The organism is Acinetobacter lwoffii (assembly GCF_024129715.1).
In the GTDB taxonomy this organism is placed as follows: Bacteria; Pseudomonadota; Gammaproteobacteria; order Pseudomonadales; family Moraxellaceae; genus Acinetobacter; species Acinetobacter lwoffii_U.
The window spans coordinates 81,110-106,533 of the sequence record NZ_JAMXXM010000003.1 but is presented as its reverse complement, the minus strand read 5'-3'; the positions used below and the strand labels follow the sequence as shown (position 1 = coordinate 106,533).

General features: G+C 44.1%; 24 protein-coding genes and 1 other RNA gene. 15 read left to right on the top strand and 10 right to left on the bottom strand.

What is annotated here, in order from left to right; translation table 11 throughout:
* Positions 1–96 precede the first annotated feature (96 nt).
* The 4 genes from NI462_RS03755 (at position 97) to NI462_RS03740 (ending at position 3,033) form a co-directional block, all read left to right on the top strand.
* Complete coding sequence (locus NI462_RS03755; RefSeq protein WP_004279486.1) at positions 97–615, top strand: hypothetical protein; 519 nt, start codon at positions 97–99, stop codon at positions 613–615.
* Positions 616–680: 65 nt separating this feature from the next.
* Positions 681–1,997 carry a DUF445 domain-containing protein gene (locus NI462_RS03750; RefSeq protein WP_004279487.1) on the top strand — a complete coding sequence of 439 codons (1,317 nt, stop codon included), beginning with the start codon at positions 681–683 and terminating at the stop codon, positions 1,995–1,997.
* Between the two features lie 75 nt (positions 1,998–2,072).
* On the top strand, positions 2,073–2,732 hold the full coding sequence (gene adk / locus NI462_RS03745; RefSeq protein WP_253159174.1) for an adenylate kinase: 660 nt from the start codon (positions 2,073–2,075) through the stop codon (positions 2,730–2,732).
* An 88-nt stretch (positions 2,733–2,820) separates the two neighbouring features.
* Positions 2,821–3,033 (top strand): hypothetical protein, encoded by a 213-nt coding sequence (locus tag NI462_RS03740; protein WP_253147638.1) that lies wholly within the window; start codon positions 2,821–2,823, stop codon positions 3,031–3,033.
* Between the two features lie 117 nt (positions 3,034–3,150).
* Here NI462_RS03740 and nth read toward each other — a convergent pair whose 3' ends face one another.
* Positions 3,151–3,864 (bottom strand): endonuclease III, encoded by a 714-nt coding sequence (gene nth / locus NI462_RS03735; protein ID WP_253159172.1) that lies wholly within the window; start codon positions 3,862–3,864, stop codon positions 3,151–3,153.
* A 3-nt stretch (positions 3,865–3,867) separates the two neighbouring features.
* Positions 3,868–4,659 (bottom strand): RnfABCDGE type electron transport complex subunit B, encoded by a 792-nt coding sequence (locus NI462_RS03730; protein ID WP_253159170.1) that lies wholly within the window; start codon positions 4,657–4,659, stop codon positions 3,868–3,870.
* A 349-nt stretch (positions 4,660–5,008) separates the two neighbouring features.
* Between NI462_RS03730 and gdhA the strand changes: the two genes are divergently transcribed.
* Positions 5,009–6,352 (top strand): NADP-specific glutamate dehydrogenase, encoded by a 1,344-nt coding sequence (gene gdhA, locus NI462_RS03725; RefSeq protein WP_004646331.1) that lies wholly within the window; start codon positions 5,009–5,011, stop codon positions 6,350–6,352.
* A 70-nt stretch (positions 6,353–6,422) separates the two neighbouring features.
* Here gdhA and NI462_RS03720 read toward each other — a convergent pair whose 3' ends face one another.
* The 3 genes from NI462_RS03720 to rlmH form a co-directional block, all read right to left on the bottom strand.
* A complete protein-coding gene (locus NI462_RS03720) occupies positions 6,423–7,196 on the bottom strand; it encodes an META and DUF4377 domain-containing protein (RefSeq protein ID WP_253159167.1) in 774 nt (257 codons plus the stop codon).
* 127 nt (positions 7,197–7,323) lie between these two features.
* A complete protein-coding gene (locus tag NI462_RS03715) occupies positions 7,324–8,100 on the bottom strand; it encodes a DODA-type extradiol aromatic ring-opening family dioxygenase (RefSeq protein ID WP_004646334.1) in 777 nt (258 codons plus the stop codon).
* A 110-nt stretch (positions 8,101–8,210) separates the two neighbouring features.
* The gene (rlmH, locus tag NI462_RS03710) at positions 8,211–8,693 is read right to left on the bottom strand and encodes a 23S rRNA (pseudouridine(1915)-N(3))-methyltransferase RlmH (protein WP_004646335.1); all 483 of its coding nucleotides are present in this window, start codon (positions 8,691–8,693) and stop codon (positions 8,211–8,213) included.
* A gap of 167 nt (positions 8,694–8,860) precedes the next feature.
* On the opposite strand from rlmH, the gene NI462_RS03705 reads away from it, so the two are divergent.
* Positions 8,861–9,793: a M28 family peptidase gene (locus tag NI462_RS03705; RefSeq protein ID WP_253159165.1), complete on the top strand. Its 933-nt coding sequence runs from the start codon at positions 8,861–8,863 to the stop codon at positions 9,791–9,793.
* Between the two features lie 72 nt (positions 9,794–9,865).
* Here the strand turns inward: NI462_RS03705 and lon are convergent, their stop codons facing one another.
* Both lon and NI462_RS03695 read right to left on the bottom strand, forming a co-directional pair.
* Positions 9,866–12,292, bottom strand: a complete 2,427-nt coding sequence (gene lon / locus NI462_RS03700; protein ID WP_005246925.1) for an endopeptidase La — start codon at positions 12,290–12,292, stop codon at positions 9,866–9,868.
* A 147-nt stretch (positions 12,293–12,439) separates the two neighbouring features.
* Positions 12,440–13,021 (bottom strand): 5-formyltetrahydrofolate cyclo-ligase, encoded by a 582-nt coding sequence (locus NI462_RS03695; protein ID WP_005267045.1) that lies wholly within the window; start codon positions 13,019–13,021, stop codon positions 12,440–12,442.
* Between the two features lie 441 nt (positions 13,022–13,462).
* Between NI462_RS03695 and NI462_RS03690 the strand changes: the two genes are divergently transcribed.
* From NI462_RS03690 to NI462_RS03660, 7 genes are all read left to right on the top strand, one after another.
* Positions 13,463–13,945 carry a VOC family protein gene (locus tag NI462_RS03690; protein WP_213687764.1) on the top strand — a complete coding sequence of 161 codons (483 nt, stop codon included), beginning with the start codon at positions 13,463–13,465 and terminating at the stop codon, positions 13,943–13,945.
* A 201-nt stretch (positions 13,946–14,146) separates the two neighbouring features.
* Complete coding sequence (locus tag NI462_RS03685) at positions 14,147–14,737, top strand: hypothetical protein (protein WP_253159163.1); 591 nt, start codon at positions 14,147–14,149, stop codon at positions 14,735–14,737.
* Positions 14,738–15,095: 358 nt separating this feature from the next.
* Positions 15,096–15,359 carry a hypothetical protein gene (locus NI462_RS03680; protein ID WP_253159161.1) on the top strand — a complete coding sequence of 88 codons (264 nt, stop codon included), beginning with the start codon at positions 15,096–15,098 and terminating at the stop codon, positions 15,357–15,359.
* A gap of 67 nt (positions 15,360–15,426) precedes the next feature.
* A complete protein-coding gene (gene uca, locus NI462_RS03675; protein WP_253159160.1) occupies positions 15,427–19,026 on the top strand; it encodes an urea carboxylase in 3,600 nt (1,199 codons plus the stop codon).
* Positions 19,027–19,037: 11 nt separating this feature from the next.
* Positions 19,038–19,745: a GntR family transcriptional regulator gene (locus NI462_RS03670; protein ID WP_253159157.1), complete on the top strand. Its 708-nt coding sequence runs from the start codon at positions 19,038–19,040 to the stop codon at positions 19,743–19,745.
* A 214-nt stretch (positions 19,746–19,959) separates the two neighbouring features.
* Entirely contained in the window at positions 19,960–21,246 is a 1,287-nt protein-coding gene (locus tag NI462_RS03665) for a PQQ-dependent sugar dehydrogenase (protein ID WP_435574960.1), read from the top strand.
* A gap of 304 nt (positions 21,247–21,550) precedes the next feature.
* Positions 21,551–21,712, top strand: coding sequence for a YqaE/Pmp3 family membrane protein (locus tag NI462_RS03660; RefSeq protein WP_121979864.1), 162 nt, complete (start codon positions 21,551–21,553; stop codon positions 21,710–21,712).
* A gap of 208 nt (positions 21,713–21,920) precedes the next feature.
* On the opposite strand, the gene ssrS is transcribed toward NI462_RS03660, so the two are convergent.
* From ssrS to NI462_RS03645, 3 genes are all read right to left on the bottom strand, one after another.
* Positions 21,921–22,104, bottom strand: a non-coding RNA gene (gene ssrS / locus NI462_RS03655) — 6S RNA.
* A gap of 97 nt (positions 22,105–22,201) precedes the next feature.
* Positions 22,202–22,489, bottom strand: a complete 288-nt coding sequence (locus NI462_RS03650; protein ID WP_004279505.1) for a cell division protein ZapA — start codon at positions 22,487–22,489, stop codon at positions 22,202–22,204.
* Positions 22,486–23,043, bottom strand: coding sequence for a hypothetical protein (locus tag NI462_RS03645; protein ID WP_004279506.1), 558 nt, complete (start codon positions 23,041–23,043; stop codon positions 22,486–22,488). Before NI462_RS03645 ends, NI462_RS03650 begins: the two co-directional genes overlap by 4 nt.
* Positions 23,044–23,107: 64 nt before the next feature.
* On the opposite strand from NI462_RS03645, the gene NI462_RS03640 reads away from it, so the two are divergent.
* Positions 23,108–23,740, top strand: a complete 633-nt coding sequence (locus NI462_RS03640) for a UPF0149 family protein (protein WP_071850619.1) — start codon at positions 23,108–23,110, stop codon at positions 23,738–23,740.
* Positions 23,741–23,869: 129 nt separating this feature from the next.
* Entirely contained in the window at positions 23,870–25,204 is a 1,335-nt protein-coding gene (gene pepP, locus NI462_RS03635; protein WP_253159153.1) for a Xaa-Pro aminopeptidase, read from the top strand.
* The last annotated feature ends 220 nt before the right edge of the window (positions 25,205–25,424 follow it).

Here is a 25,424-nt window from a genome sequence, read left to right as displayed (position 1 = left end):
AGTGCTGTATATAAGAGTTGTGATAATTCTGCTAGAGTAAAATCTAATAAAAATAGGACTATACCAAAAACTATAATTAAGGAAGATGGTGAAGGAATGAACAAGGTTTACCCTTTGTTAGCGTTTGCATTGTGGGCGAACGGGGCTTATGCACATGATCAGATTAATAATACTGCAACCAAAATAGAGCCTGCTCAGGCAAAAGCCTTTAATGTGGGTGTTGGTTTTACCCAGAAATTACTGCATTTAAATACCGAATGGGTGAACCCTTATGGGATTGCTTATGTGAAAGGTGGTGTTTTTCTGGATGATGATCGTACGATTGGCGGCCAGGCAGGCTTTCGTTATCCAGCACACCTCACCGGCAAAGACAAAAATGGTTATTATGTCGGGGTTTATGCCGGTCATATCGACAGCAAACAGGTTGATGGCGAGTATGAAGGCCGTTTAGGTGCTGGCGTTGATTTGGCCTATGTTTTGCTTAGTTCAGAACGGATCAGCAGTTTTAGTATCGGGATCGGTGCCGGGGAGAAACTCGAAGACCGAAATGGTCGCGCTGTGGCTGAAACAGAACCCCGGCTACAATTTTCCTATACTTTAAGTATCGGTTTATAGACAAAATATTCGACTTTATTAATATGTGTATTCTGTGAACAAAAAATTAAATATGGAAGTTATGCATGCTTGAGTACGTCAACGAGTTGTGGCAAACCTTTGTAAACCGCCCGGATTTTTGGGCCGTGCTCAGCATTATTCCAGTGACTGCATTTGTAACCTGGGCTCACGTCTGGATGGCGCTGAAAATGGTCTTTTATCCGATCAATTTTTGGGGTTTCCATCTCGGGCCTTTACCTGTGGGCTGGCAAGGGATTGTGCCACGCAAAGCTGGACGTATTTCAGGCATTATTACCGATAACACACTGTCAAAATTAGGCTCTATCCGCGAATTTTTACAGGCGATGGATCCGGATGATATGGCACGCATCATTGGCGAGCAGGTCGGTTTCGAACTGGAACACCTGATTGATGAAGTGATGATGGATCGCAATGCGGTGCTCTGGGAAAACCTACCTTTTGCTATTAAGCGCAGAATTTATGCACAAGCACAAAAACAAATGCCGGCAATTTTGCGTGAATTAGTGACTGAGCTGACCATGAACGTCGAGTCACTTGTAGATATGCGTGAAATGGTAGTGAGCCAGATGGAAGGCGACCGTCGCTTGATGGTGCGTATGTTCCTGAAGGTGGGTCAAAAAGAGATCAATTTTATCTGGCATATCAGTGCCCTCATCGGGATGTTCTTTGGGATTTTCCAGATGATTGTCTGGTTTGTAGTGCCGTGGCACTGGACTGTACCGTTCTGGGCTGCGATCTGGGGCTTTTTGACCAACTGGATCGCGATCTGGATGGTATTCAACCCACTCTATCCACACCCAGTAAAGTACCCGCAATTCTTTGCCCGTACCACAAATCGCAAGTTTCCGTGGATTAAGCCGGTGATTCCTCGTATCGGCACCTATAACATACAAGGCGCATTTATGAAACGTCAGGATGAAGTCTCTGACGTCTTCGCAAGTGTAGTCACAGAAGACCTGATTACGTTAAAATCGATCATGACCGAGATGATGTATGGCGGCAGAAAAGACAAAACCCGCCGCATTATCAAACGTCATATTAATGAAATTATGGAAACACCCCTGGTTCGGACCTCTTTACAGCTGTCTTTAGGACCAAAAGAGTATGCAAAACTCAAGACGGACTTGATCGATCGCTCGATTGAAATTACGATGGTACCTGTATGCGACCCAGCATTTAATGCGAGCCGTGCACAGAAAATCTATCAAATGTTTAGAGACCGCATACGTGAGTTGACTCCGAAGGAGTTTCAGAATCTTTTACGTCCTGCATTTCAGGAAGATGAATGGATTCTGATTTTATTGGGTGGGGTAACCGGTTTTGTCGCGGGTTTAATCCATTTGTTTGTGGCTTTCTTATAATGAGATGTCGGGGGACACAATCGGGTGATTGTGGTCGTGGCGTCATACATATTGTTTAAATGAGGATGTTTATATATGCGCATTATCTTACTCGGACCACCTGGAGCAGGTAAAGGTACACAAGCTCAGTTGATCTGTAAGCGCTACAATATCCCACAAATTTCAACCGGTGATATGCTCCGTGCTGCAATTCGTGAAGGAACTGAATTAGGTCTACAAGCTAAAAGTGTCATGGACAATGGCGGTTTGGTTTCTGATGAGTTGATCATTGGTCTGGTGAAAGAGCGCATTGCGCAACCTGACTGTGTAAACGGCTGCATTTTTGATGGTTTCCCGCGTACCATTCCTCAAGCAGAAGCCTTGGAAAAAGAAGGCATTGCAATTGATCACGTGATTGAAATTGATGTACCAGATGAAGAAATTGTACAACGTCTTTCTGGCCGTCGTCAGCATCCTGCATCTGGCCGTGTCTATCACATCGTTTACAACCCGCCAAAAGTGGAAGGTAAAGATGACGAAACGGGTGAAGATCTGGTTCAGCGTCCTGATGATCTGGAAGCAACAATTCGCAAGCGTCTAGGTTCTTACCACACTGAAACCGAGCAACTGGTTGGTTTCTACCAAGGCCGTGCAGCGTCTGGTGAAAATGCACCAACTTATGACAAGCTAAACGGTTTACGTCCAATCGATGAAGTTCAGACTGATCTTTTCGCGATTCTGGATCAGGCAAAATAATCGGCTGACGATGATTTTGACAATCAGAGAGCCCTAAGTCATATTAGGGCTCTTTTTTATTACGTATTTGAGCAGGGTACTTGTTGCTATGAAATTTGGCGTATTGGTGTTGATGGTAGTCTTTCTGGCAGTATTGGTAGGTCTGTTCTATATCAGTTTTAAAATACTCAACAAAGTACGTCAGGAAGAACGTGCTGAAAATGCAGCAAAGCGGCCTGAGCGCCAGCTTCATCCAAAATTACAAGCTGAACTTGAACAGCGCAAGCAGCAGGAACAGGCTGAACAAGATCAGGATAAATAATCCACAATAGTTCAGCTCAACTAAGAATTTGGTTTGAACGAAAAGCAGAATTATCAAAATCGATAAAAAGGTGACACATTGGTCGCCTATTTTTTATTCCAGCTTGATCGCGCCGTTCTATTCAGCAAGTTCAATATTTTTCACTGCAATCGAGCGGGCTGCGCCAAACTCGAATCGGTCCGGCCAGTTACATACATCGGATACTACACATTCATGACATTTCGGTTTGCGCGCAATACACGTATAACGACCGTGTAAAATCAGCCAGTGATGTGAATCAATGATAAATTCCTTGGGAATGACTTTGACCAGACGGTGTTCAACTTCCAGCACATTTTTACCTACCGCTAGTCCGGTACGGTTACCGACCCGGAAAATATGCGTATCAACGGCCATGGTCGGCTGACCAAAGGCCGTATTTAGCACCACATTCGCCGTTTTACGACCTACACCCGGCAGGGCTTCTAAGTCTGCACGATTGTCCGGTACCACGCTGTTGTGCTTCTGAATCAGTATCTCGCAGGCTTTAATCACGTTGACCGCTTTCGAGTTATATAAACCAATGGTCTTGATATATTCCTTCAAACCGTCCACACCTAGCGCATAAATTGATTCCGGCGTATTGGCGACTGGAAAGAGTCTGTCCGTGGCTTTGTTAACGCTGACATCGGTGGCTTGAGCAGAGAGCGTGACCGCGACCAGCAATTCAAAAGGACTAGAATAATTTAGTTCGGTTTTCGGATGGGGTCGCTGTTCACGCAGGCGTTCAAAAAAGGTCTGAATCTGCTTTTTGGTCATGTTTTTAACAGGCTTGGCCTTTGCTGTGGTCATGTTCTATCCCTGTAAAGCCTGTAATTGCTGTGTCAGTTCTTCCAGTTGGGTACGCTTTCGGACATCTTCACGAACCGAAAGCTGTTTTTCCAGTTTTTTAATTTGGGTACGTAGTTTTGCCAGTTCAATCGTGGTCTTGGAATCGAGGGCTACAGGTGCATTCTCTGGCTTGCTCGCGACTTCAATCACGGGAAGTTGCTCATTTAAAGCAGAGAAACGGGCAAACAGGGCAGTATCGATTTCTGCACGGACTACAGGTCCCTTACGATCGGTACGCCGTTTTTCTTCACGCTGGATGTGCGCATAGTAACGCTGACGCAGATCATCCTGTTCCGCAAGACGCTGAGCTTCAGTCGGCAAGGGTTGTTGATCTTCAACCAAATCGATGCAGTCTACCGGACAGGGGGGAATACATAACTCACAGCCCGTACATAGATCGGTCAGAATGGTGTGCATCAGTTTACCGGAACCAATAATTGCATCGACCGGGCAGGCGCTAATGCATTTGGTACAGCCAATACATTCATCTTCACGAATTACGGCTTTGATGCGCTGAGGACGACCATCGGCTTGAACTGGCCAGACACTTTCTTCAGCTTGAAGTTTAGGACGATTTAATAATGCAGCCAAAGCATCGGCAACAGGCTGTCCGCCCGGCACACATTTATTGGCATTTTCCCCCTCAGTAATCGACTGGGCATAAGGTAAACATCCGTCACGGTGACCGCAGAGTCCACATTGGGTTTGAGGGAGTAAAGCGTCAATCGATTGGACCAGAGAAATGGGCGAATTCATGTATAACCAGCGTTACTCATGGCAAGCATGAGAGAGTAAGTGAAACAAAATATGTCGATTCATCAATTTTAACATATTTTTAAACTCCTAAGTCGTGCGCAATTAAGGGTCAACTTGTGCCTTATTATTAGGCATAAATCTGAATGTAAGCCTTGATTCGATTGGCATTTCCTGACATAGAAAAAATTTTCATAATCAATATAAATATTTGTTATCAAATTAATTTTAAAGTATTTTCAAAAAAAGTATTGTAGATTAGTTACAAAAGATATTTAATATTTTGCGCCAAAATTTAACATTGATTGTAAATTTGACCAATTTTGATCCATTTTCTGCTGAGGATTAAGCGTTGAAATACAACACACTTAATGAGTTCCTAGATTACGTAAAATCACGTGATGCACATCAACCAGAATTTCTTCAAGCTGTAGAAGAAGTGATGACCAGTTTGTGGCCGTTCATTGAAAAGAACCCACAATACGCAGCACATGGTTTACTAGAACGTCTAGTTGAGCCAGAACGTGCGATCCAGTTCCGAGTTTCTTGGGTAGATGACCAAGGTCAGACTCAAGTAAACCGTGCGTTCCGCGTACAGTACAACTCAGCGATCGGTCCATTTAAAGGTGGTATGCGTTTCCACCCTTCAGTGAATCTTTCAATCCTAAAATTCTTAGGCTTTGAGCAAACATTTAAAAATGCTTTAACCACACTTCCTATGGGTGGCGGTAAAGGCGGTTCTGATTTTGACCCTAAAGGCAAATCAGAAGGCGAAATCATGCGTTTCTGCCAGGCTTTAATGATCGAGCTGTATCGTCACCTTGGTGCGAACACAGATATCCCTGCAGGTGATATTGGTGTAGGCGGTCGTGAAGTGGGCTACATGGCCGGCATGATGAAAAAATTAAGTAATGATACGGCATGTGTATTCACTGGTAAAGGTTTAACTTTCGGTGGTTCATTGGCACGTCCGGAAGCAACGGGTTACGGTACTGTGTATTTCGCTGAGGAAATGCTTAAGTCTCGTGGCGAAAGCTTCAAAGATAAAGTCGTTGCGATTTCAGGTTCTGGTAACGTTGCGCAATATGCTGCTGAAAAAGCAATGTACCTCGGTGCGAAAGTGGTTTCACTTTCTGACTCTGCCGGTACAGTTCACGTTAAAGACGGTTTCACTGAGGCGCTTCTTGCTGAAGTCATGGAACTTAAAAATGTAAAACGTGGCCGTATTTCAGAATTCGCGTCTAAACATGGTTTCGAATATCTTGAAGGACAACGTCCTTGGGGTATCAAGTGTGATATCGCATTGCCATGTGCGACTCAAAACGAACTTGATGCAGACGACGCTGCTCAGCTTCTTGCAAACGGTGTAATCTGTGTGGCTGAAGGTGCGAACATGCCTTCTACGCTTGAAGCGGTTGAGAAATTCGTTGAAGCGAAAATTCTTTATGCGCCAGGTAAAGCATCAAATGCAGGTGGTGTGGCAACTTCTGGTCTGGAAATGTCTCAAAACGCATTGCGTTTAGGCTGGACTTTCGAAGAAGTTGATGAGCGTTTACACGCAATCATGAAAGAAATTCACCGTAACTGTGTGAAATTCGGTACTAAAGAAGACGGTACTGTGAACTATGTTGACGGTGCGAACATTGCTGGCTTCGTAAAAGTTGCTGATGCAATGCTTGCTCAAGGCGTATTCTAAGTCTGACTTAGTCTAAGCTGAAAAAACCGGGGCTGTTGTCCCGGTTTTTTTATATCTGGTATTTTTAGCCTTAAAGAGCACCCTTAACTAATTCACGCTCAACCGCCATATCAAAAATATAGGCATATTTCGATTGATCAGCTGCCGGATGCTTAATTTCAAAACGTTTGACCCGAATAATCTGCCGTTCATTTGGTGAATGCCGAAAACCTTCAATCTGATCATAGAATAAAGTCCAGTCCTTATCGACCTGAGTTTTCAGGCCATTCTGATCATATTTCACTTCTTTGACTTGCAAGCAGCTTTGTTGGGTTACGCCGGTACATTGTTTGGTATCGGGGGAAATTTCCAGAAAAATTGTTTCAGCCTGTCCTTGGTATTTGGTTTCCGGAGTCATTTTCCCGATAAATTCATAGGTTTGACCATTTGCGGCCATCAACGTCAGGGTCGGCTTGTTAGGATCTGTTACATTGAGCATAAAAGGAATGTCACGCTTCTGTAAAAGCTGGCTGACAAAACGTTCCTGCTCCATCAAGGCTGCATCACAGGCCATTTCAGTGCCTACAACTTCGCTGGTGGTGATGATATTGTTTTTGACTGACCAGGTCGTCCCGAGTCCATTACAGCCCGTCACGGCGCTCAGCCGGCCTTGAGCATCAAAACTGAGTACGATTGGTCGTTCTAGTCCAGGATTCAGTTCCCAATGATAGGCTGGAAGAATCTGATCTGCATTTTTTTGTTGGATGATGGCCACCGCACGATCTCCAGCTCGTTGAATATCGCTGGACTGACAGGCTGCAAAAGTTAAAGGCAATAATGCTAGCACAATAAATTTTAATTTCATGGACTTATAATGAAGTATATAAAGTTCAAACAATAATAATGGATGTATTGCGAAAAAATATGGATACATTTCGCAGCTTTAAGTTGAAAAATGTATCCATCATTAAGATTTTAGCGCTGAAGCAAGATTAATCGAAGCGATAAATATCCATGCCGAGTGAACCCATGGTGAAACTGCTATGTACCAGACTAAAACGCTGACCTGTGCCCATCGCAAAGAAAATCGGAGCAAAATGTTCCAGCGTTGGATGATTCCGTGCCATATGCGGAATATTGGACCAGTCCAGTACAGCATCATAATCATTGTGCGTCAGTTTATGCACCACAAAATTACGGAAGCCTGAGGCCCATTCGGGTACATCAGCAGCCGATCCATCCCAAGACAGTTCACGTAAATTATGGGTAATACTACCCGAACCAATCAGCAGGATTTGCTGTTCACGTAAAGGTGCGAGACTTTGACCAATCTGATAAATCTCATCCGCACTCATCGACATGGGTAAGGAAATTTCTACCACGGGAATGTTGGCATCTGGATACATATGTAGCAGCGGCATCCATACACCATGATCACGCGGACGAGTACTGTTGGCATGTGCAGAAAAGCCGGCATTGGCCAGCAAGCCTAAGACTTTCTCGGCCAATTCAGGATTTCCCGGTGCAGGGTAGCGTAATTGATAAAGTTCAGGCGGGAAACCACGAAAATCATGCCAAGTTTCTGGGCGAATTGCGCTACTGACTTCCAACGCATCACTTTCCCAATGTGCAGACATCACAATAATCGCTTCCGGGCGTGGCAGATTTTCACTCAAACGATGCAAGGCAGGACCCACTTGCTCAGGATTCAGCGCCAGCATAGGAGAGCCATGAGAAATAAATAAGCCGGGCAACGTTTGTAAGTTCATAAGTCAAACCACATCTGGAAGATGCCTCAATAATGCATGAAAAATAGAAATAAGAGCAGAAGAGATTATTCAACAAAACGTTGCATATAAAGAACGCTTCAGCAAAATCATTAGCCTGCTCGGTGATAAGGATGGTTGTTATTGATGCTCATGGCACGATAAAGCTGCTCGATCAGCATCACACGTACCAGAGGATGCGGCAGAGTTAACTTGGAAAGTGACCAGTGCCATGCAGCAGCTTTACGCACGGCTTCTGAGTGACCATCCGGCCCGCCAATTGCAAGTGCTACATCATTGCCTTCCAGCATCCAGCCTTTCATGGTTTCAGCCAGTTTCTCGGTACTGAATTCGCGTCCGCCCACTTCTAGTGCAATCAGGGTTTCATTCTGCTTGAGCGCATTTAAAATGCTGTCGCCCTCAATATTGCGGTATTTCAGAATATCCGCTTCAGAATCATTTTTCCCGCGCTTGGCCATCGGCAGTTCAATAATCTGGGTCTGTACAAAAGGCTGAATACGTTTGAAATAATCTTCAAAACCAGTCAGCACCCACGCTGGCATTTTTTGACCAATGGTCAGGATACGGATTTTCATACAGACAGATCAATAATTGGATACCTCATTATAACGATCAAACAACATGAAGTTGAGCAGGGAAACAAATTGAAATTGAAATGAGAGATTTAGTGTTGCTTTAATGTCCTTAGTTCAAGTATCCGCTTGATAAAGGAATGGAATAATAATAAATGCGGAACAGTGTCATGATAAAAGGATGTTGTACTGTGCTGCTATTACTGATAGGCCTCATGGGGCCTAGTCTCTGTGCAGCCAATTCGAGCAAAAATGCTCAGGTCTCTCATCTGGAATTATTTTTTAGCCAGATCATGAGTGTCGATGAATACCGAAATTATAAAAATCTAAAAGAGCTGAATCGGGTATCTGCCTGGATCAAAGGGCAGATGCAGCGCTTTGGTATTCCATGCCAGTTTCAGGTTTATGTGGTCAATAACCTGAGTTACCGAAATGTCATCTGTAGCTTGGATACTCAAGCCAAAACCAAGATGGTGATGGGGGCACATTATGATGTCTTTAGTGCCCGAAACGGTGCTGATAATAATGCCTCAGGGGTAGCGGGTTTACTGGAAACTGCAAGATTACTGGCCCTGCAAAAATCCAAGCTCAAACATGATGTCGAATTTGCTTTCTATACGCTTGAAGAGCCGCCTTTTTTCAAGACAGAACATATGGGCAGTTATATGCATGCCAAGTCTTTAAAAAAGCAGAAGCAGAAAATTGAGGGCGTGGTGATTCTGGATTCGATTGGTTATTTTGATGAACATCAGGTGCAGAGCTATCCGGTGGGATTAAAATGGATTTATCCACGACATGGCAATTTCATTGCAGCCATTGGGCATTTAGCCTCAACTGGCCTGACTGGAGATTATTGTGATGCCATGCAGCGTTTTAACCGTCTGGAATGTCAACGCTTTGTCAGCCCAAGTTTTGCTCAGGATATGAATTTCTCGGGCTATCTGAATTATGCCAAATTCAACTATTCGACCATGCTGATTACCGATACTGCGAGTTATCGTAATCCTTATTACAATACCGAATTGGATACCCTCGACAAGCTTGATCTGAACAAGATGACTCATGTGGTGGATGGGCTGGTTGATATGGCACTACAGCCATAACTCAATTGCTTTATTTAATAACTCAATAAAAAACCCTGCCGAAGCAGGGTTTTTTATACGAAGCATCAGGTCTTAATGACGCGCTGCTTTCGCTTCTTCTTTGGTTTTCACAATCGGTGCTTTAACCAGAGCTTTTGGCAAAGAAGTCAATGCCAGCGGTAAAATCTCATCAATCGATTTTACTGCTTTAATCTCTAGACCTTCTTTCACATTTTCTGGAATTTCCGCCAGGTCACGTACGTTTTCCTGTGGAATGAACACCAACTTGATGCCACCACGATGGGCTGCAAGCAGTTTTTCTTTCAAACCACCGATACGCAATGCACGGCCGCCCAGACTGGTTTCACCTGTCATCGCGATATCCGGACGAATCGGGATACCTGTGAAAGCAGATACTAATGCTGTAGTCAAAGCCAAACCTGCTGATGGACCATCTTTCGGTGTTGCGCCTTCAGGTAAATGCACATGCACGTCGGTTTCTTCAAAGCGCGAGGCTTCGATGCCGAGTTCATCCGCACGGGTACGCACTACAGTCATCGCAGCGGTAATCGATTCTTTCATGACATCGCCAAGAGAACCGGTGGTAATGAACTTGCCTTTACCTGGGACTGCTGCAACTTCAATAGTTAGTAATTCACCACCGACAGAAGTCCAAGCCAGACCATTTACACGGCCGATTTGTGCTTCTTCTTCCGCCATTCCATAGTCAAATTTATGTGGACCCAAGTAATCTGGAAGATTTCCTGCTGTCACTTCAACCTGAAGATTTTTAGCTTTCTTGCTAACCGCCTCTTTCACCACTTTACGTGCAATTTTTGACACTTCACGTTCAAGGTTACGAACACCGGCTTCACGGGTATAACGGCGCACGATGTCACGAATCGCCTCTTCATGCACGGTCAATTCTTTGGCACGTAGACCATTGTTCTTGATTGCTTTAGGAACAAGGTAACGATCCGCAATATTTACTTTCTCTTCTTCGGTATAACCCGGAAGACGAATCACTTCCATACGGTCCAGTAGAGCCTCAGGAATGTTCATGCTGTTCGCGGTACAGATAAACATCACTTCAGACAGGTCCAGATCCAAATCCAGATAGTGATCGCTGAACTTGTTGTTTTGTGATGGATCAAGTACCTCAAGCATAGCAGAAGCCGGATCGCCACGGTAGTCTTGCGCCATCTTGTCGATTTCATCGAGCAGGAACAACGGGTTTTTTACACCCACTTTAGTCAATGACTGCACAATTTTACCTGGCATCGCACCGATATAGGTACGACGGTGACCGCGAATTTCCGCTTCATCACGCACGCCGCCCAGTGCCATACGCACGAACTCACGACCAGTTGCTTTGGCAATTGATTCACCGAGTGAAGTTTTACCCACACCTGGAGGACCAACCAGACACAGAATCGGGCCACGCAATTTTTTCACGCGTGACTGAACTGCCAGATATTCGACAATGCGATCTTTGACATCGTCCAGACCATAATGGTCTGCATCCAGAATTTCCTGTGCCTTGTTCAGGTTAATGCTGACTTTGCTGGCTTTATTCCAAGGTGTATCCAGAATCACTTCCAGATAGTTGCGTACCACAGCAGCTTCACTTGAAGCAGGCTGCATTGCTTTCAGTTTACGGAATTCAGCTTCTGCTTTTTTGCGTACATGCTCAGGCAAATCTGCTTCAGCAAGACGTTTTTCAATTTCAGCGACATCGTCTTCCGCACCGCCATTCATATCAGAAAGCTCGCGCTGAATGACTTTCATTTTTTCATTCAGGAAATATTCGCGCTGGTTCTTTTCCATCTGACGTTTAACAGAATCATGCAGGGTTTGCTCAATCTGTTGTTCTTCAGACTGTTGCAATAGATAAGTCATCAGCTCAGTCAAATGCGCTTCGAATTCGTCATGTTCCAGGAATTTCTGTTTGACATCAATATTCAAGGGAACACGGGTTGCGACGAAGAACAATAACTGTAATAGATCTTCAATTTTGTTGGCTGCGGTGATCAGTTCACGCGCATTACGAAGTTTCGCTTCTGCATATTGAGCGAAAAGCGCACGTAATTCCTGCAAGCGCACAGCTTGGGTGTCTGCATCGACGCTCACCGTCATTGGGCTGAGTTCATGCTCTGCTGTCAGATACTCAGTTTCGTCAATGATGGTTTTCAGCTTGGCACGGTGTAGGCCTTCGATCAGGACTTTAATACAGTTTTCATCATTTTCGTGATTCACAACTTGCACAATCTTCGCGACAGTACCGTATTGATATAAATTGTCGTGATCAATTTCTTCTGTAAGCGAATCTTTTTGCGCAACTACAAATACTAGATTGTCACTGTTACGAGCCACATCAACTGCATTGATCGATTTTTCACGACCGACAAACAGCGCAATTTGCATATGCGGATAAACCACCACATCACGCAACGCCAAAAGGGGTAGTACACTTGGAACCTGAGGCTCTAAGGTTTCTTGATTCATAATAATTTCAGACATGAGCACTCCTAATGAGTGACAACGGTGTTGCCATGCTTTTAATAGTGATGGGTAATTTTAAAAATACAAGGGCAGTTAAGATTAAATTGTATGAAAAATGACTAATTATGTGATTTTAAAGTAGTTAGCAAGGGTAAAATTGCAAAATTAACGTTTGAATTTTATAAAAACTGTCGGGGTGATTAAAGCATCAAGGGGCTGATCCCATGTTTCACGTTTTAACGGCTGTGCCAGCAGTTGAAAGTCATGCGCCAGCCCCAGACGGAATGGACGCCCAGGTGCAGAAGCCAAGGTACGATCATAAAAACCGCCGCCCATACCAATCCGTGTGCCCGAAGTATCACAGGCCAATAGTGGCATGAGCAATAAATCCAGTTTGGAAACATGTACACCACGGGTGCTCATGGGCTCTCGCATACCCAGCCGATGATGGGCAAAGCGCTTGTTATGGTATTGGTGCTGGGTGATTCGGATCCAGACCAGCTGCTGATTCATGTCGCAAATCGCTGGTAGATACACCTGTTTGCCCAGTTTAAAGCAGCGTTCAATAATCGCCTGGGTCTGAATCTCCCCAAAAGCATGCAAATACAGGCCAATACGTTGGGCATGAATAAATTCTGGACTGCGGATCAGACGGTTTAGAACTTTTTGTGCGGATTGCCTTTGCTCAAATTTAGAGAGATGACGACGCGTTTTACGAAGGTATCTTCTTAATTCCTGAATGGTCATAGGGCAAAAAGCATATGCAACAAAATTGTGCTCTAGTCTAAGTGGGAATTCTGGAAAAGTAAAAAATAATTATGAGCTGCAATTTTATATTATTCCGTATCTGGTTATTTAAATTCGGCTAATTTTGCCAGCAGTCTCAAAGTTAAAAAACTAAAAAAGTATTTATATCACTAATTTTTTTAATATCTCGAAACGGTCAATTCATTTTCTTTGATTCACGATTTTCCAAGCAATCCATCGTTCAGTGACAAACTCTGGAAACGCATCAGTTTAAGCACTTTGAAACAGCTTTCGATCAATAAAAATACAATTCTAAAGTAGGTTTATTCTGTTTTTGGTGAAAGATAGACAAGGGATCATATAACTATTCTCGACCGATATATGGGACACATTGGACTTAGGCAGAACGCGTAAGACCTAAATCAATGGAGATTGAAGATGATGAATATTGCGAAGAACACCGTCTGCCTTTGGTACGATGACGATGCCGAAGGTGCAGCACGATTTTATGCAGAAACCTTTCCAGGCTCCTCAGTTGGCGCGATCAACCTTGCCCCTGGAGATTATCCCTCCGGAAAAGAAGGCGATGTTATCACCGTTGAATTTACAGTAATGGGCGTTGCCTGCATCGGGTTGAACGGTGGTCCTGGTTTTCAGCATAATGAAACATTTTCATTTCAGGTGGCGACTGAAGACCAAGAGGAAACAGATCGCTACTGGAATGCCATTGTGGGCAATGGCGGTCAGGAAAGTGAGTGTGGCTGGTGCAAGGACAAGTGGGGCATTTCCTGGCAGATTACGCCAGCGGTCCTCATCAACGCCTGTAACAGTCCTGACCGTGCTGCGGCCAAGCGCGCATTTAATGCGATGATGACCATGAAGAAAATTGACATCTCCGTGATCGAAGCAGCATTTCGTGGTTAAGCGCCAAAGATATTGTCTTTCATTGCAGTTGATATTGCTGTGTAGCGCAATTTCACTGCAATAGTTAAATCTTCTCCTTTCTTTTGATCAACTCAAATTATCCCTCAACTCTATAAGGATACGTTACAAAAATTACAGATTAATCCAACTTGATCTGAACCTAAATCCAATTTCTTCATGATGATTCAAGGAGAATGTGCCATGAATTTTCCTCAATTACTGCTTATGGCGGGATGGGTCGCGCTATCTGCACCTGCCGCTTTAGCCGTTGAACCGCCCATGTCGGGCAAAGCCAGCTCAGGCGCAGCTTCATCTGCTGCCGATAAGAAAGCCATTGCAAGTGCCATGACTGCTGCACCTAAGAAAGTAGCCGCTGCAGCCACGATTGTCGCTGTCGGTACAGATGGCAAAATACGTACCTTGCGCAAGGGCAATAATGGTTTTACCTGTATGCCTGATAATCTGACCACTCCAGGTCCAGACCCAATGTGTATGGATCAGGCCGCTCTAGAATGGGCAGAAGCCTGGATGGGGAATAAACAGCCCACAGTTGGAAAAGTAGGCTTCATGTATATGCTGGCAGGTGGTACGGATGCCAGTAATGTCGATCCCTATGCCAAGAAGCCTACTGCGGGCAATCATTGGGTCAAAACGGGTCCCCATGTCATGATCGTCGGTGCTGAAGCTCGTTTCTATGATATGTATCCTAAACATACGCAACCGGATACCGCTGTGCCTTATGTCATGTGGTCTGGGACGCCTTATCAGCACTTAATGATTCCTGTGAAGTAATGAATTACCGCAATGACAAATGCACGCTGATTCAACCTTTCAATTCAGGTATTTAATACACTCAATTATTACGACTGTCCTAAGCTATAAATAGAATAGTTCACTTAGAAGCTCATCAACAGATGGGCTTTTATATGAGCATTGCAAAAGTTGAAATGATGCAGATCATGCAATATGAGTTCCAGAATAATTTTTGCACTGAATTGAAAACAGGCTGAACCAAAAACAACCATCCAACGGAATCACCCCTAATTTATATATTTTAAATTTTATTAAATTATTGAAAATAAAATAAAAATTAAACTGGCATAAGTTCTGCATAACTGTATTCAAACTTGGATACAAGATTGGACGCAGAATGCTTTATCAGAAAATGATCGGCTGGACAGTCCCAGCATGCCGCGATGCCGATCAGCAAAAAATGCTTCCACTGAATAACTTGGCTCAATTCATTGCCCGACTTGAGGGGAATGAACCTGTCTGGATTTCGGTTGCGACTGCTGCACCTCTTCAAGCAAAAATCGATGCATTTAAAAAAGCTGTATTTGCAGACGGTATGCATCAAAGGCTACGACACAGAGCAGCGAACATAGTCGATATCGGGTTTATATACAGCAGCTGAATCAGAAAACAACGAAATAGACCCATTCAGCAGATTCAAAAAATAGATAGAATAAAAGGGGATTCACATGTTTAAAACTGTACTGATTGCAAATCGCGGCGAAATTGCTGTTCGTGCCATTCGCACATTAAAAAAAATGGGTATAACCAGTATAGCCGTCTATTCAGAAACGGACCGTTATGCACAGCATGTGATTGATGCAGATATTGCAGTGTCCTTAGAAGGTACTAAACCGAGTGATACCTATTTAAGTATTGAAAAGCTGATTGCCGCAGCCAAGAATACCGGGGCCGAAGCAATTTTCCCAGGTTATGGTTTTCTGTCAGAAAGTGCTGACTTTGCCCGTGCCTGCGAAGAAAATAATATTGCCTTTATGGGGCCAACAGCTGAACAGATTTTAGAGTTTGGTTTAAAACATCGTGCCCGTGAACTTGCTGCAGCTGCCAATGTACCCATGACTCCCGGTACAGGTCTGCTAAATAGTCTGGACGAAGCTTTGGCAGAAGCTGAAAAAATTGGTTATCCAATTATGCTAAAAAGCACAGCAGGCGGTGGCGGAATTGGCTTGACCCGTTGTGATGATGCAGACGCACTTCGGGAGGCTTATGAAAGTGTAAAACGTCTGGGCGAGCAGTTCTTTAAAGATGCCGGAGTATTTTTAGAACGCTTTATCGATAAAGCCCGTCATGTCGAAGTTCAGATTTTTGGAGATGGACAGGGACAGGTGGTGGCTTTGGGCGAGCGTGACTGTTCACTGCAGCGCCGTAATCAGAAGGTTGTGGAAGAAACACCAGCGGCACAGTTACCTGAAGCAACCCGTCAAAAATTGCATCAGGCGGCAGTTGAACTGGGCAAATCGGTGGAATATCGCAGTGCCGGTACGGTTGAGTTTATTTACGATGCAGCACGTGACGAGTTTTATTTCCTTGAAGTGAATACCCGTTTGCAGGTGGAGCATCCGGTGACTGAAATGGTGACCGGTTTAGACCTGATTGAATGCATGTTGAAAGTTGCAGCAGGTGATACTCTGGATTGGAAGCATCTAAGCAGTATTCAGCCTCAAGGTGCAGCGATTGAAGTACGCATCTATGCCGAAGATCCAGTTAAGAATTTCCAGCCGAGTCCAGGGATTTTGACCGATGTCTTTTTTCCGGAAAATGTCCGGGTTGATACCTGGGTGAGTACCGGAACTGAAATTTCCCAATACTTTGACCCGATGATTGCCAAGATTATTGTGCATGCTGAAGATCGTGATACTGCCATTCATACGCTTAAATCAGCTTTAGCTGAAACTCGCCTGAATGGTATTAGTACCAATCTGGATTATGTGCATACTGTTATTTCAGATCCACGTTTTGAACAGATGCAGATCTGGACACGCATGCTGGATGATTTCAAATATGTGCCGAATGTGATTGAGGTGATTCAGCCGGGTACACAAAGTTCGATTCAGGATTATCCGGGTCGTGTCGGGTATTGGGATATCGGTGTACCGCCTTCAGGCCCAATGGATGATTATGCCTTCCGGCTGGCCAATAAAATTGTCGGGAATGCCGAGGCCGCCGCTGGATTTGAATTTACCCTGCAAGGTCCGACCCTCAAGTTTCATGCAGACAATATCATTGCTTTAACTGGCGCACCTTGTCCGGTAAGTCTGGATGATGAAGCAGTAAATTTCTGGCAGCCTATTCAGGTAAAAGCAGGACAAACCCTAAAAATCGGACAGGTTGAATCTGGATGCCGGACCTACCTGGCTGTGCGAAATGGTCTGAATGTGCCGGAATATCTGGGTAGCCGTTCTACCTTTGCTTTAGGTAATTTTGGTGGACATGCAGGCCGAGTGTTACGGGCTGGTGACATGGTTAAGATGGTGAATCCTGACCTGCCAGCTGATGGTCTACCTTTGGCGATTGCAGAACCTGAAGCTTTGGCAACAGATCTGATTCCAAGTTATGGCAAGGAATGGAAAATTGGTGTGCTCTATGGTCCGCATGGAGCACCTGATTTCTTTAAAGCTGAATATATTGAGGAGTTTTTTGCATCAAGCTGGAAAGTGCATTTTAACTCGAACCGGTTGGGTATCCGTTTAACCGGACCGACGCCAAGTTGGGCGCGTGAAAATGGTGGTGAAGCTGGATTGCATCCATCCAATGTCCATGACTGTGAATATGCCATTGGTGCAATCAACTTTACCGGTGATTTCCCCGTAATTCTTGCCAAAGATGGTCCGAGCCTGGGCGGTTTCGTTTGTCCGGTGACCATTGCCAAAGCTGAACTCTGGAAAATTGGTCAACTAAAAGCCGATGACACGATTAGCTTCTATCCAATCTCGGTAGAACAGGCCAATGCGCTGGAGCGGCAGCAAATTCAAACCCTCCAAAACTTTGCCAAGGCAGAGATGACCCATGAGGCTGAAATCGTGGCAGTTCAGGCAGAAAGTATCCTGGCATTGCGTGAAGCTACGCCAGATGCACCAAAAGCTGTATATCGTCAGGCAGGTGACAGTTATATCTTGCTGGAATATGGCGATAACGTACTGGATTTGGCCCTGCGCCTGCGCGTACACCGTTTGATGCAACTGATCCGTGAAGCTGATCTGGACGGTATCCTGGAATTGTCACCTGGTGTACGGTCCTTGCAGATTAAATATGATGGTCTGCGTTTGAGTCAACAGCAACTGATTCACTTCCTGCTTGGTCTTGAAGAACAGATGGGCGATTTGCGTGACATTAAAATCCCTTCAAGAATTATCCATTTACCCATGGCCTTTGAGGACTCGGCGACTCTGGGTGCGGTTGAGCGTTATCAGGAAAGTGTCTGTGCCAAGGCCCCATGGCTACCGAATAATGTCGATTTTATTCAGCGAATTAATGGTCTAAACACTCGTCAGCAAGTTAAAGACATTATTTTTGATGCCAATTATCTGGTTTTGGGGCTAGGAGATGTGTATCTGACCGCACCTTGTGCAGTACCAGTCGATCCGCGCCACCGTTTACTGAGTTCCAAATATAATCCGGCCCGTACTTTTACCGCTGAAGGTACAGTCGGGATTGGTGGCATGTATATGTGTATTTATGGCATGGACTCACCGGGTGGCTATCAGTTGATCGGCCGTACCGTGCCGATCTGGAACAAGTTTAAAAAGAACAAACAGTTTGGCGATCAGCAATGGTTCTTACGCTTTTTTGACCAGATTAAATATTATGAGGTCACTGAGGCCGAACTGGACCAGTTCCGCGCTGATTTCACCCATGGTCTGGCAGAAATTAAAATTGAGGAATGCGAGTTTGACTTTGCAGCGTATCAGGATTTCCTTGCTGCAGAACAGGACAGCATTGCCGCCTTTAAAGCGCAGCAGCACGCTGCTTTTAGCACCGAAGTTGAACGCTGGAAAGACGAGTTTGATGCACCAGTAGAAATAGAAGTGCTGCAGGATGATACCGATTACAGCCAGTATGTCCCTCTCAACGCCTCTATGACCGGCAATATCTGGAAGATTTTTGTAGAAGCCGGGCAGATTGTGAAAAAAGGCGACACGGTGGCCATCATCGAGGCCATGAAAATGGAGCTGCCGGTCTATGCTGACGATGATGGCATTGTCAAAGCCATTATCTGCCGTTCTGGTCAGACCGTGCATAGTGGTGAGCCACTGGTCTATATGGAGTAATGGATTGAGCCATGACTATTGTTCGCAATCCAAGTACTAAAGCGACAGGAAAAAGCTCAGACAATCTGTCTGAGCTGGTTTTCCAGAAAATTAAAAATGACATTTTTGACTTTAAGCTGATGCCGGGAGAGCGCTTTACCGAATCGGAAATTGCTGAAAGCTATGCCGTAAGCCGTACACCCATCCGGCAAGCTTTGTATCGCTTGCAGCAGGAAGGTTATGTCGAGGTGCAGTTTAGAAGTGGCTGGAAGGTTCGGTCACTAGACTTTAAAGTTTATGAAGAACTGTATGATCTGCGGATTTTATTGGAAGGTTATGCAGTCGAACAACTTTGTCAGATGCCCAAAGACCAGTTGCAGGTTGCTCTGGCTGTTTTGATTCAAACCTGGTGTATTCAACCAGAACAATATATCTATGATCTCAGGCGGTTATCTGTAGAAGATGAAGCATTTCATTGTCATTTGGTATTTGCAGCCGGCAATGCAGAAATAGCGAAAATTCACAGTGAGATCAGCGAGAAAATTCGCATCATACGCCGTCTGGATTTTTCCAAAGATTATCGGATTGAGGCCACCTATGCCGAACATCAACAGATTTTAAGGGGATTACTTGCACAAGATGCAGCGTTCTGTCTCTCTATATTGGATGCCCATATCCGGCACAGCCGTAATGAGGTGAAAAAAATTACACTGGAAATGTTATCCTCTAGTCCTGCGTAAGTTAATCAGGATAAATTTATTTTATAGCAAGAAAAATATCAGACCTAACTCAAAATTGATAACCAATTCATAACCAGAAAAAACAAGAACCCGCTAGTGGCATCTCAAATTGTTTTTTAAAGTAAGTTAAGGATGATAATAACAAGAGATAAAAATGCTTCATCAGCCTATTCAACTTTTACTTACGGGTGCCAGCTGTGTACTTCTCCTAACCATGACTGGATGTACCATGCCTTCCAAGTCGCCAATCAATGACAGTTATGGTTCCCAGCCACATTTACCCGAACCAAAATCAAGCTTGCTGCCTATGGTCAATATTGCACCTGCTAAAGGTTGGCCTGTGGGTGAAATGCCTATACCTGCGACAGGTTTAAAAGTTCAGGCATTTGCCAAAGGACTGCGACATCCACGCTGGTTGTATGTATTGCCGAATGGTGATGTGCTGGTGGCTGAAACGGATGCACCACCCAAGCCCGATGATAGCAAAGGGATCAAAGGAAAAATCATGAAGTGGGTAATGCAGCGCGCCGGCTCATCGCATCCTAGTGCCAACCGCATCACACTACTTCGGGACAGTAACGGAGATGGGGTTGCTGAACAAAAAACCGTATTCTTGCAAAATCTCAATTCTCCATTTGGTATGGTGCTGATTGGCAATACATTGTATGTAGCCAATACTGATGCCCTGATGCGCTTTCCTTATCAGAACGGTGCGACTCAAATTACAGCAGCAGGCATCAAGGTGCTGGATTTACCAGCAGGTCGTTTAAACCATCACTGGACCAAAAATGTCATTGCCAATCCTGAAGGGAAAAAACTCTATATTACAGTAGGTTCCAACAGCAACGTAGCTGAAAATGGCCCAGATCAAGAACAAGGCCGGGCACTGATCATGGAATTTGACATAGTCAGTGCTCAAGCGCGACCTTTTGCTACCGGACTGCGTAATCCGAATGGTATGGACTGGCAACCCCAGAGTGGCACACTCTGGACGGTGGTAAATGAACGTGATGAACTCGGCAATGATCTGGTTCCTGATTACCTAACCTCTGTCAAAGAAGGCGCTTTTTATGGCTGGCCCTATAGTTATTATGGCCAACATGTAGATACACGGGTCAAACCGCAAAATCCTGCGCAAGTTGCGCGGGCAATTCCACCGGATTATGCATTGGGCAATCATACTGCATCATTGGGCTTGGCTTTCTATAGGGCAGATCTGATGCCTCAATATCGAAATGGGGCGCTGATTGGTCAGCATGGTTCATGGAACCGCAAACCGCATAGTGGCTATAAAGTGATTTTTGTTCCCTTTCAAAATGGACAACCGATGGGCCCGCCTCAAGATGTTTTGACTGGATTTTTAAGCGATCAGGGTGATGCATATGGGCGACCGGTCGGTGTAGCAGTAGATTCTTCAGGTACCATTTTGGTTGCTGATGATGTCGGAGACGTGATTTGGCGAGTATCACCCTTGAGTACACCAGCTGCAGTAAGTAAATAAAGGTCTAGGGGTTTAGGGTTTTATTTAGATCTAAATCTGTGGGATAGCAAGGTTGAAGTAAAAGCTATTTCATTAAAACATCAATATTTTGATTGAAAATATGCAAAAGCTAGCGGGTTTAAAACAATTTTTAAGCTTCATTTAAGCTGGCTGAATTAGGCTTTCAGGATATTTTTAAGCGTAATACAGCATGTACAGAGATTATGCTGATCCCATTAAAAATATCTAAATCTTAGTGCCAGTTTTAAGTGCCAATAAAAACTGGATATAAGAATTTAAAACATGGCAAAAGAGGGTTTTAAGAATGAAATCAATTATTGCATTTATCTTCCCTTGGTCATTATTTATGACCATTCATCGACCAGCCGAAGCGACAGTATGCTTAATGCTTCAAATTTCGATTTTAGGCTGGATTCCTGCTGCAATCTGGGCGATACATACTTTATATCGAGATAAAATAGCCTGAAAATAGGAAAATAAGTTACTTAAAGATTGTTTGATTTTGACGGAAGTAATTAAAGCCCTATCTTTTTTATAGCTAAAGATTTTTTTTCATTCCAGATGATGAATACATCAATAAAATGAATCTAGAGGAATGTTCGAGAGAAATACTACAAAATTAAAATAAGAGGAAATTCGGGAAAAATTATAATTATATTTTGAAAAAGAAATTGAAGTACTCCGAAGATGCCGCTGCATGTGTCGTTACCCTGAACCCGATGAGTTCAAGGAGGATGCGACGTATACTTGCTGGGTTTCCCATACGGAGATGGGCATACACTCTAAATATACAGAACACACCCATAAGTGTTAGTATCGGCAGGGGAATAGACCCGCTGGCGAACACCTCAGAGTTAAGTTAATTATAAACAATAATGCCGGTGTGGCAACTCTCTGCTGTTCATGAACTGTAAACAGTTCGGTCGAATGTCCGAAGTTTAAACAAAATTCGAGATTATTCAGTCAGTTCTTCAACTTCTTCTAAAATAGTTTGTAACAAACGTTCGCAATGCGCATATTGTTGCAGTGATCTGTTCATATTCAACACCTCCTGCATCAGCTCAAGTGCCACCATAATAATCAGCTTGCTAGGTTCCATGCGTGGCGCTTTACGGCGAAATTCATCATATTTGTCATTTAATAACTGTGCTGCGCGTTCTAATTCTTCCTGCTTGTCAGGAGTAGAGGCCAAACGGAAACTATGCCCCAATACTCTGAGATCAATTGCAATTTGTTCACTCATGATGAGGCTTCCTCAGTCGCTTCAGTCGGATGGGCCAGTTGTTGAATTTCCTGTGCGTGATGATCCTGCGCAGTACCGAGAATCGCCAGACGTTGAATAATCGCTTCAACCTTGGCTTTGGCATTTTCATTTTTCTGGGTTAAACGTTCAGATTCCTGAGTCAGACGCTGAATTTCCTGCTGGGCATGACGCTGTTCAAGGATCATCTTTTCCTTAACTACGCGCAGCTCATTTCGTTCAGCCAGAATTTCCTGAAAACGGTTTTTTAGATCGGTACAGCTTTTTTCCAGACGGCCATAACGGTCTGCCAGTGCAGTTGCATCATTATTGAGCAGTTGAAATTGGGCACGAGAATCCGTCAATTGTTCTGTCAGATTTTCATTTTCTTGTTGTTTTTGCGCAATCACGCTGTTTTTTTGTTCAATTTGCTGTTGATGTTGCATCATTGAAGAGTCTTGCTCTTCGCGCAAACTGGAATTTTCACTTTCAAGCCGTGCAAGTCGCGTTTTTAACACGCCGATCTGCACTTGTAGACGCTGTAATTCTTCTAACATATCGAGGTCGCACAGTGTTGCAAACAAAGGTAATATATAAGCAGTATAAAGATTGGATAAACGAATGCAAGACGATATTTCAGGTTGGACCGAATGGCACCGCAATTTTTCTTCAATTGAGGAAATTTCTAGCCCTAGCGAACTACATGGTTTGCTGACTGGCATTGTTTGTGTCACCCAGGCGCCAAGCAGTGAAGAGTGGTTACAGATTTTAGAAACACTGGATGTACCTGAACTGGATGCCGAAGCATTAGAGTTGTTGGCGGGCGAAGCTGAAGATGTGTTCCATGCATTGTCTGAAGATGAGCTGGATTATTTACCTTTGCTGCCTGATGATGAGCATGTGCTTTCAGAACGCGTACAGGCTCTGGCGGACTGGTGTGCAGGCGTGGTCTTAGGTTTCGGACTGGCTTCAGGACATATCCGTCAGGATGAAGTTGAGCTGATTGAACATTTACAAGATGTAGCCGCAGTTGAATTTGAAGACTCAGACGATGATGCTGAAGGTGAAGAAAGCTATCAGGAATTGTACGAATTTGTGCGTCTGATTCCTGTCAGTCTGTCTTTAGGGCGTAAAAAGGTCGAAGTTGAAGAAACGCCACTCTTACAGCAATTTAGTCAAAAAAATCAGCCTAAAGTCGCTACTACAGAAGCGCAAAGTGTAGTCGAGATTTTCTCGCCTAAACGTCTAAGCTGATGAAATGCTGAGGTGAGTCATCACCTGCTTGAAATCAGGCATATATTTTGCTGTTTAAAGTGAAATCTATAGTCTGATTTCAAGACTATATTCTAAATACAAGTATTGATCGATAAGAAGTAAGGTGTAATGAAGAAATTGACACAGGCAGTTTTTGAGGAGCGTCGCGCAATCCTCGCAGGGGAAATCGGTTTACGCAGTATCGTTATTATCGCGACCAGTCCGGTAGCCATGCGTAACCGTGATGCAGATTATAAATACCGTGCAGACAGTAGTTTCTTCTATTTAACCGGATTCGCGGAACCTGAAGCTGTGGCTGTGATTGAAACCTTTGACACTGAAGAAGAAGGCTATAGCTACAGTTTGTTCTGTCGAGAACGTAACCGTGAAATGGAAATCTGGAATGGCTACCGCGCGGGTATTGATGGGGCTATTCAGGATTATGATGCAGATGAAGCCTATGCAATTGATCTGCTAGATGAAGAAATCTTAGAAAAGTTACAAAATAAAGATCAGTTATTTTATCGCATTGGACAGCATGCAGAGTTTGATGCGCGTGTCGCCAAATGGATTGCAACTGCAAGTGGTGAAAGCCGTCGTGGTACTTCTGCACCAGCGCAAGTAATTCAGCTGGATCGTATTGTCGATGAAATGCGTCTGCATAAAGATGCAAATGAAATTGAATTGATGCAGATTGCTTCCGATATTTCTGCTGATGCACATACTCAAGCGATGCTAGCAGTACGCCCGGGCATGATGGAATATGCACTGGAAGCTGAGCTGAATTATATCTTTGGCAAAAATGGCGGTGTTCCGGCCTACAACAGTATTGTCGGTGGCGGTGAGAATGCCTGCATCCTGCATTATGTAGAAAATGACAAAGAACTGAAAGATGGCGATTTGGTCCTGATTGATGCTGCGGCTGAATATCAGCTTTATGCTTCAGACATTACCCGTACCTTTCCAGTGAATGGTAAATTTAGCCCGGAACAGAAAGCTTTATATAATGTAGTGCTGGATGCTCAAATTGCTGCAATTAATGCTGTGCAAATTGGTAACTCGTATAAAGAACCACATAATGTTGCAGTGCGCATCCTAGTGCAAGGTTTGCTCGATCTTGGCTTGATGCAGGGGAATATTGACGACATTATAGAAAAAGAAGCTTTCCGCCAGTTCTACATGCATGGTACCGGACACTGGCTCGGTATGGATGTGCATGATGTCGGTGCTTATAAGGTGGACGGTGAATGGCGCTCGTATGAAGAGGGTATGGTCGTGACCGTTGAGCCGGGTCTTTATATCGCGCCTGATGATGAAACAGTAGATGCTAAATGGCGTGGAATTGGCATTAGGATTGAAGATGATGTGGTGGCCACTGCAAATGGCCCGCTAGTTTTAACCGCGAAAGTCGTCAAAACGGTAGAAGAGATTGAGGCATTAATGGCGAAAGCGTGCGCTGCTTAATTTGAGAAAAAATACAGCAAGCCGGTCGCAAGATCGGCTTTTTTTATGACATTTCTATGCCGTTTCAAACAAGAATTCCTAGCTATATCGCATCGATCAAAAAGTGATTTAGCTTACGTTTATATCGAACAAGTCAAATAAAACTAATTTAAGTAAAATTTACAGCTTAAAAATTGACAGGAAGTCAACACAGAAAATCCGTTTTTAGCATCAAAGCTAC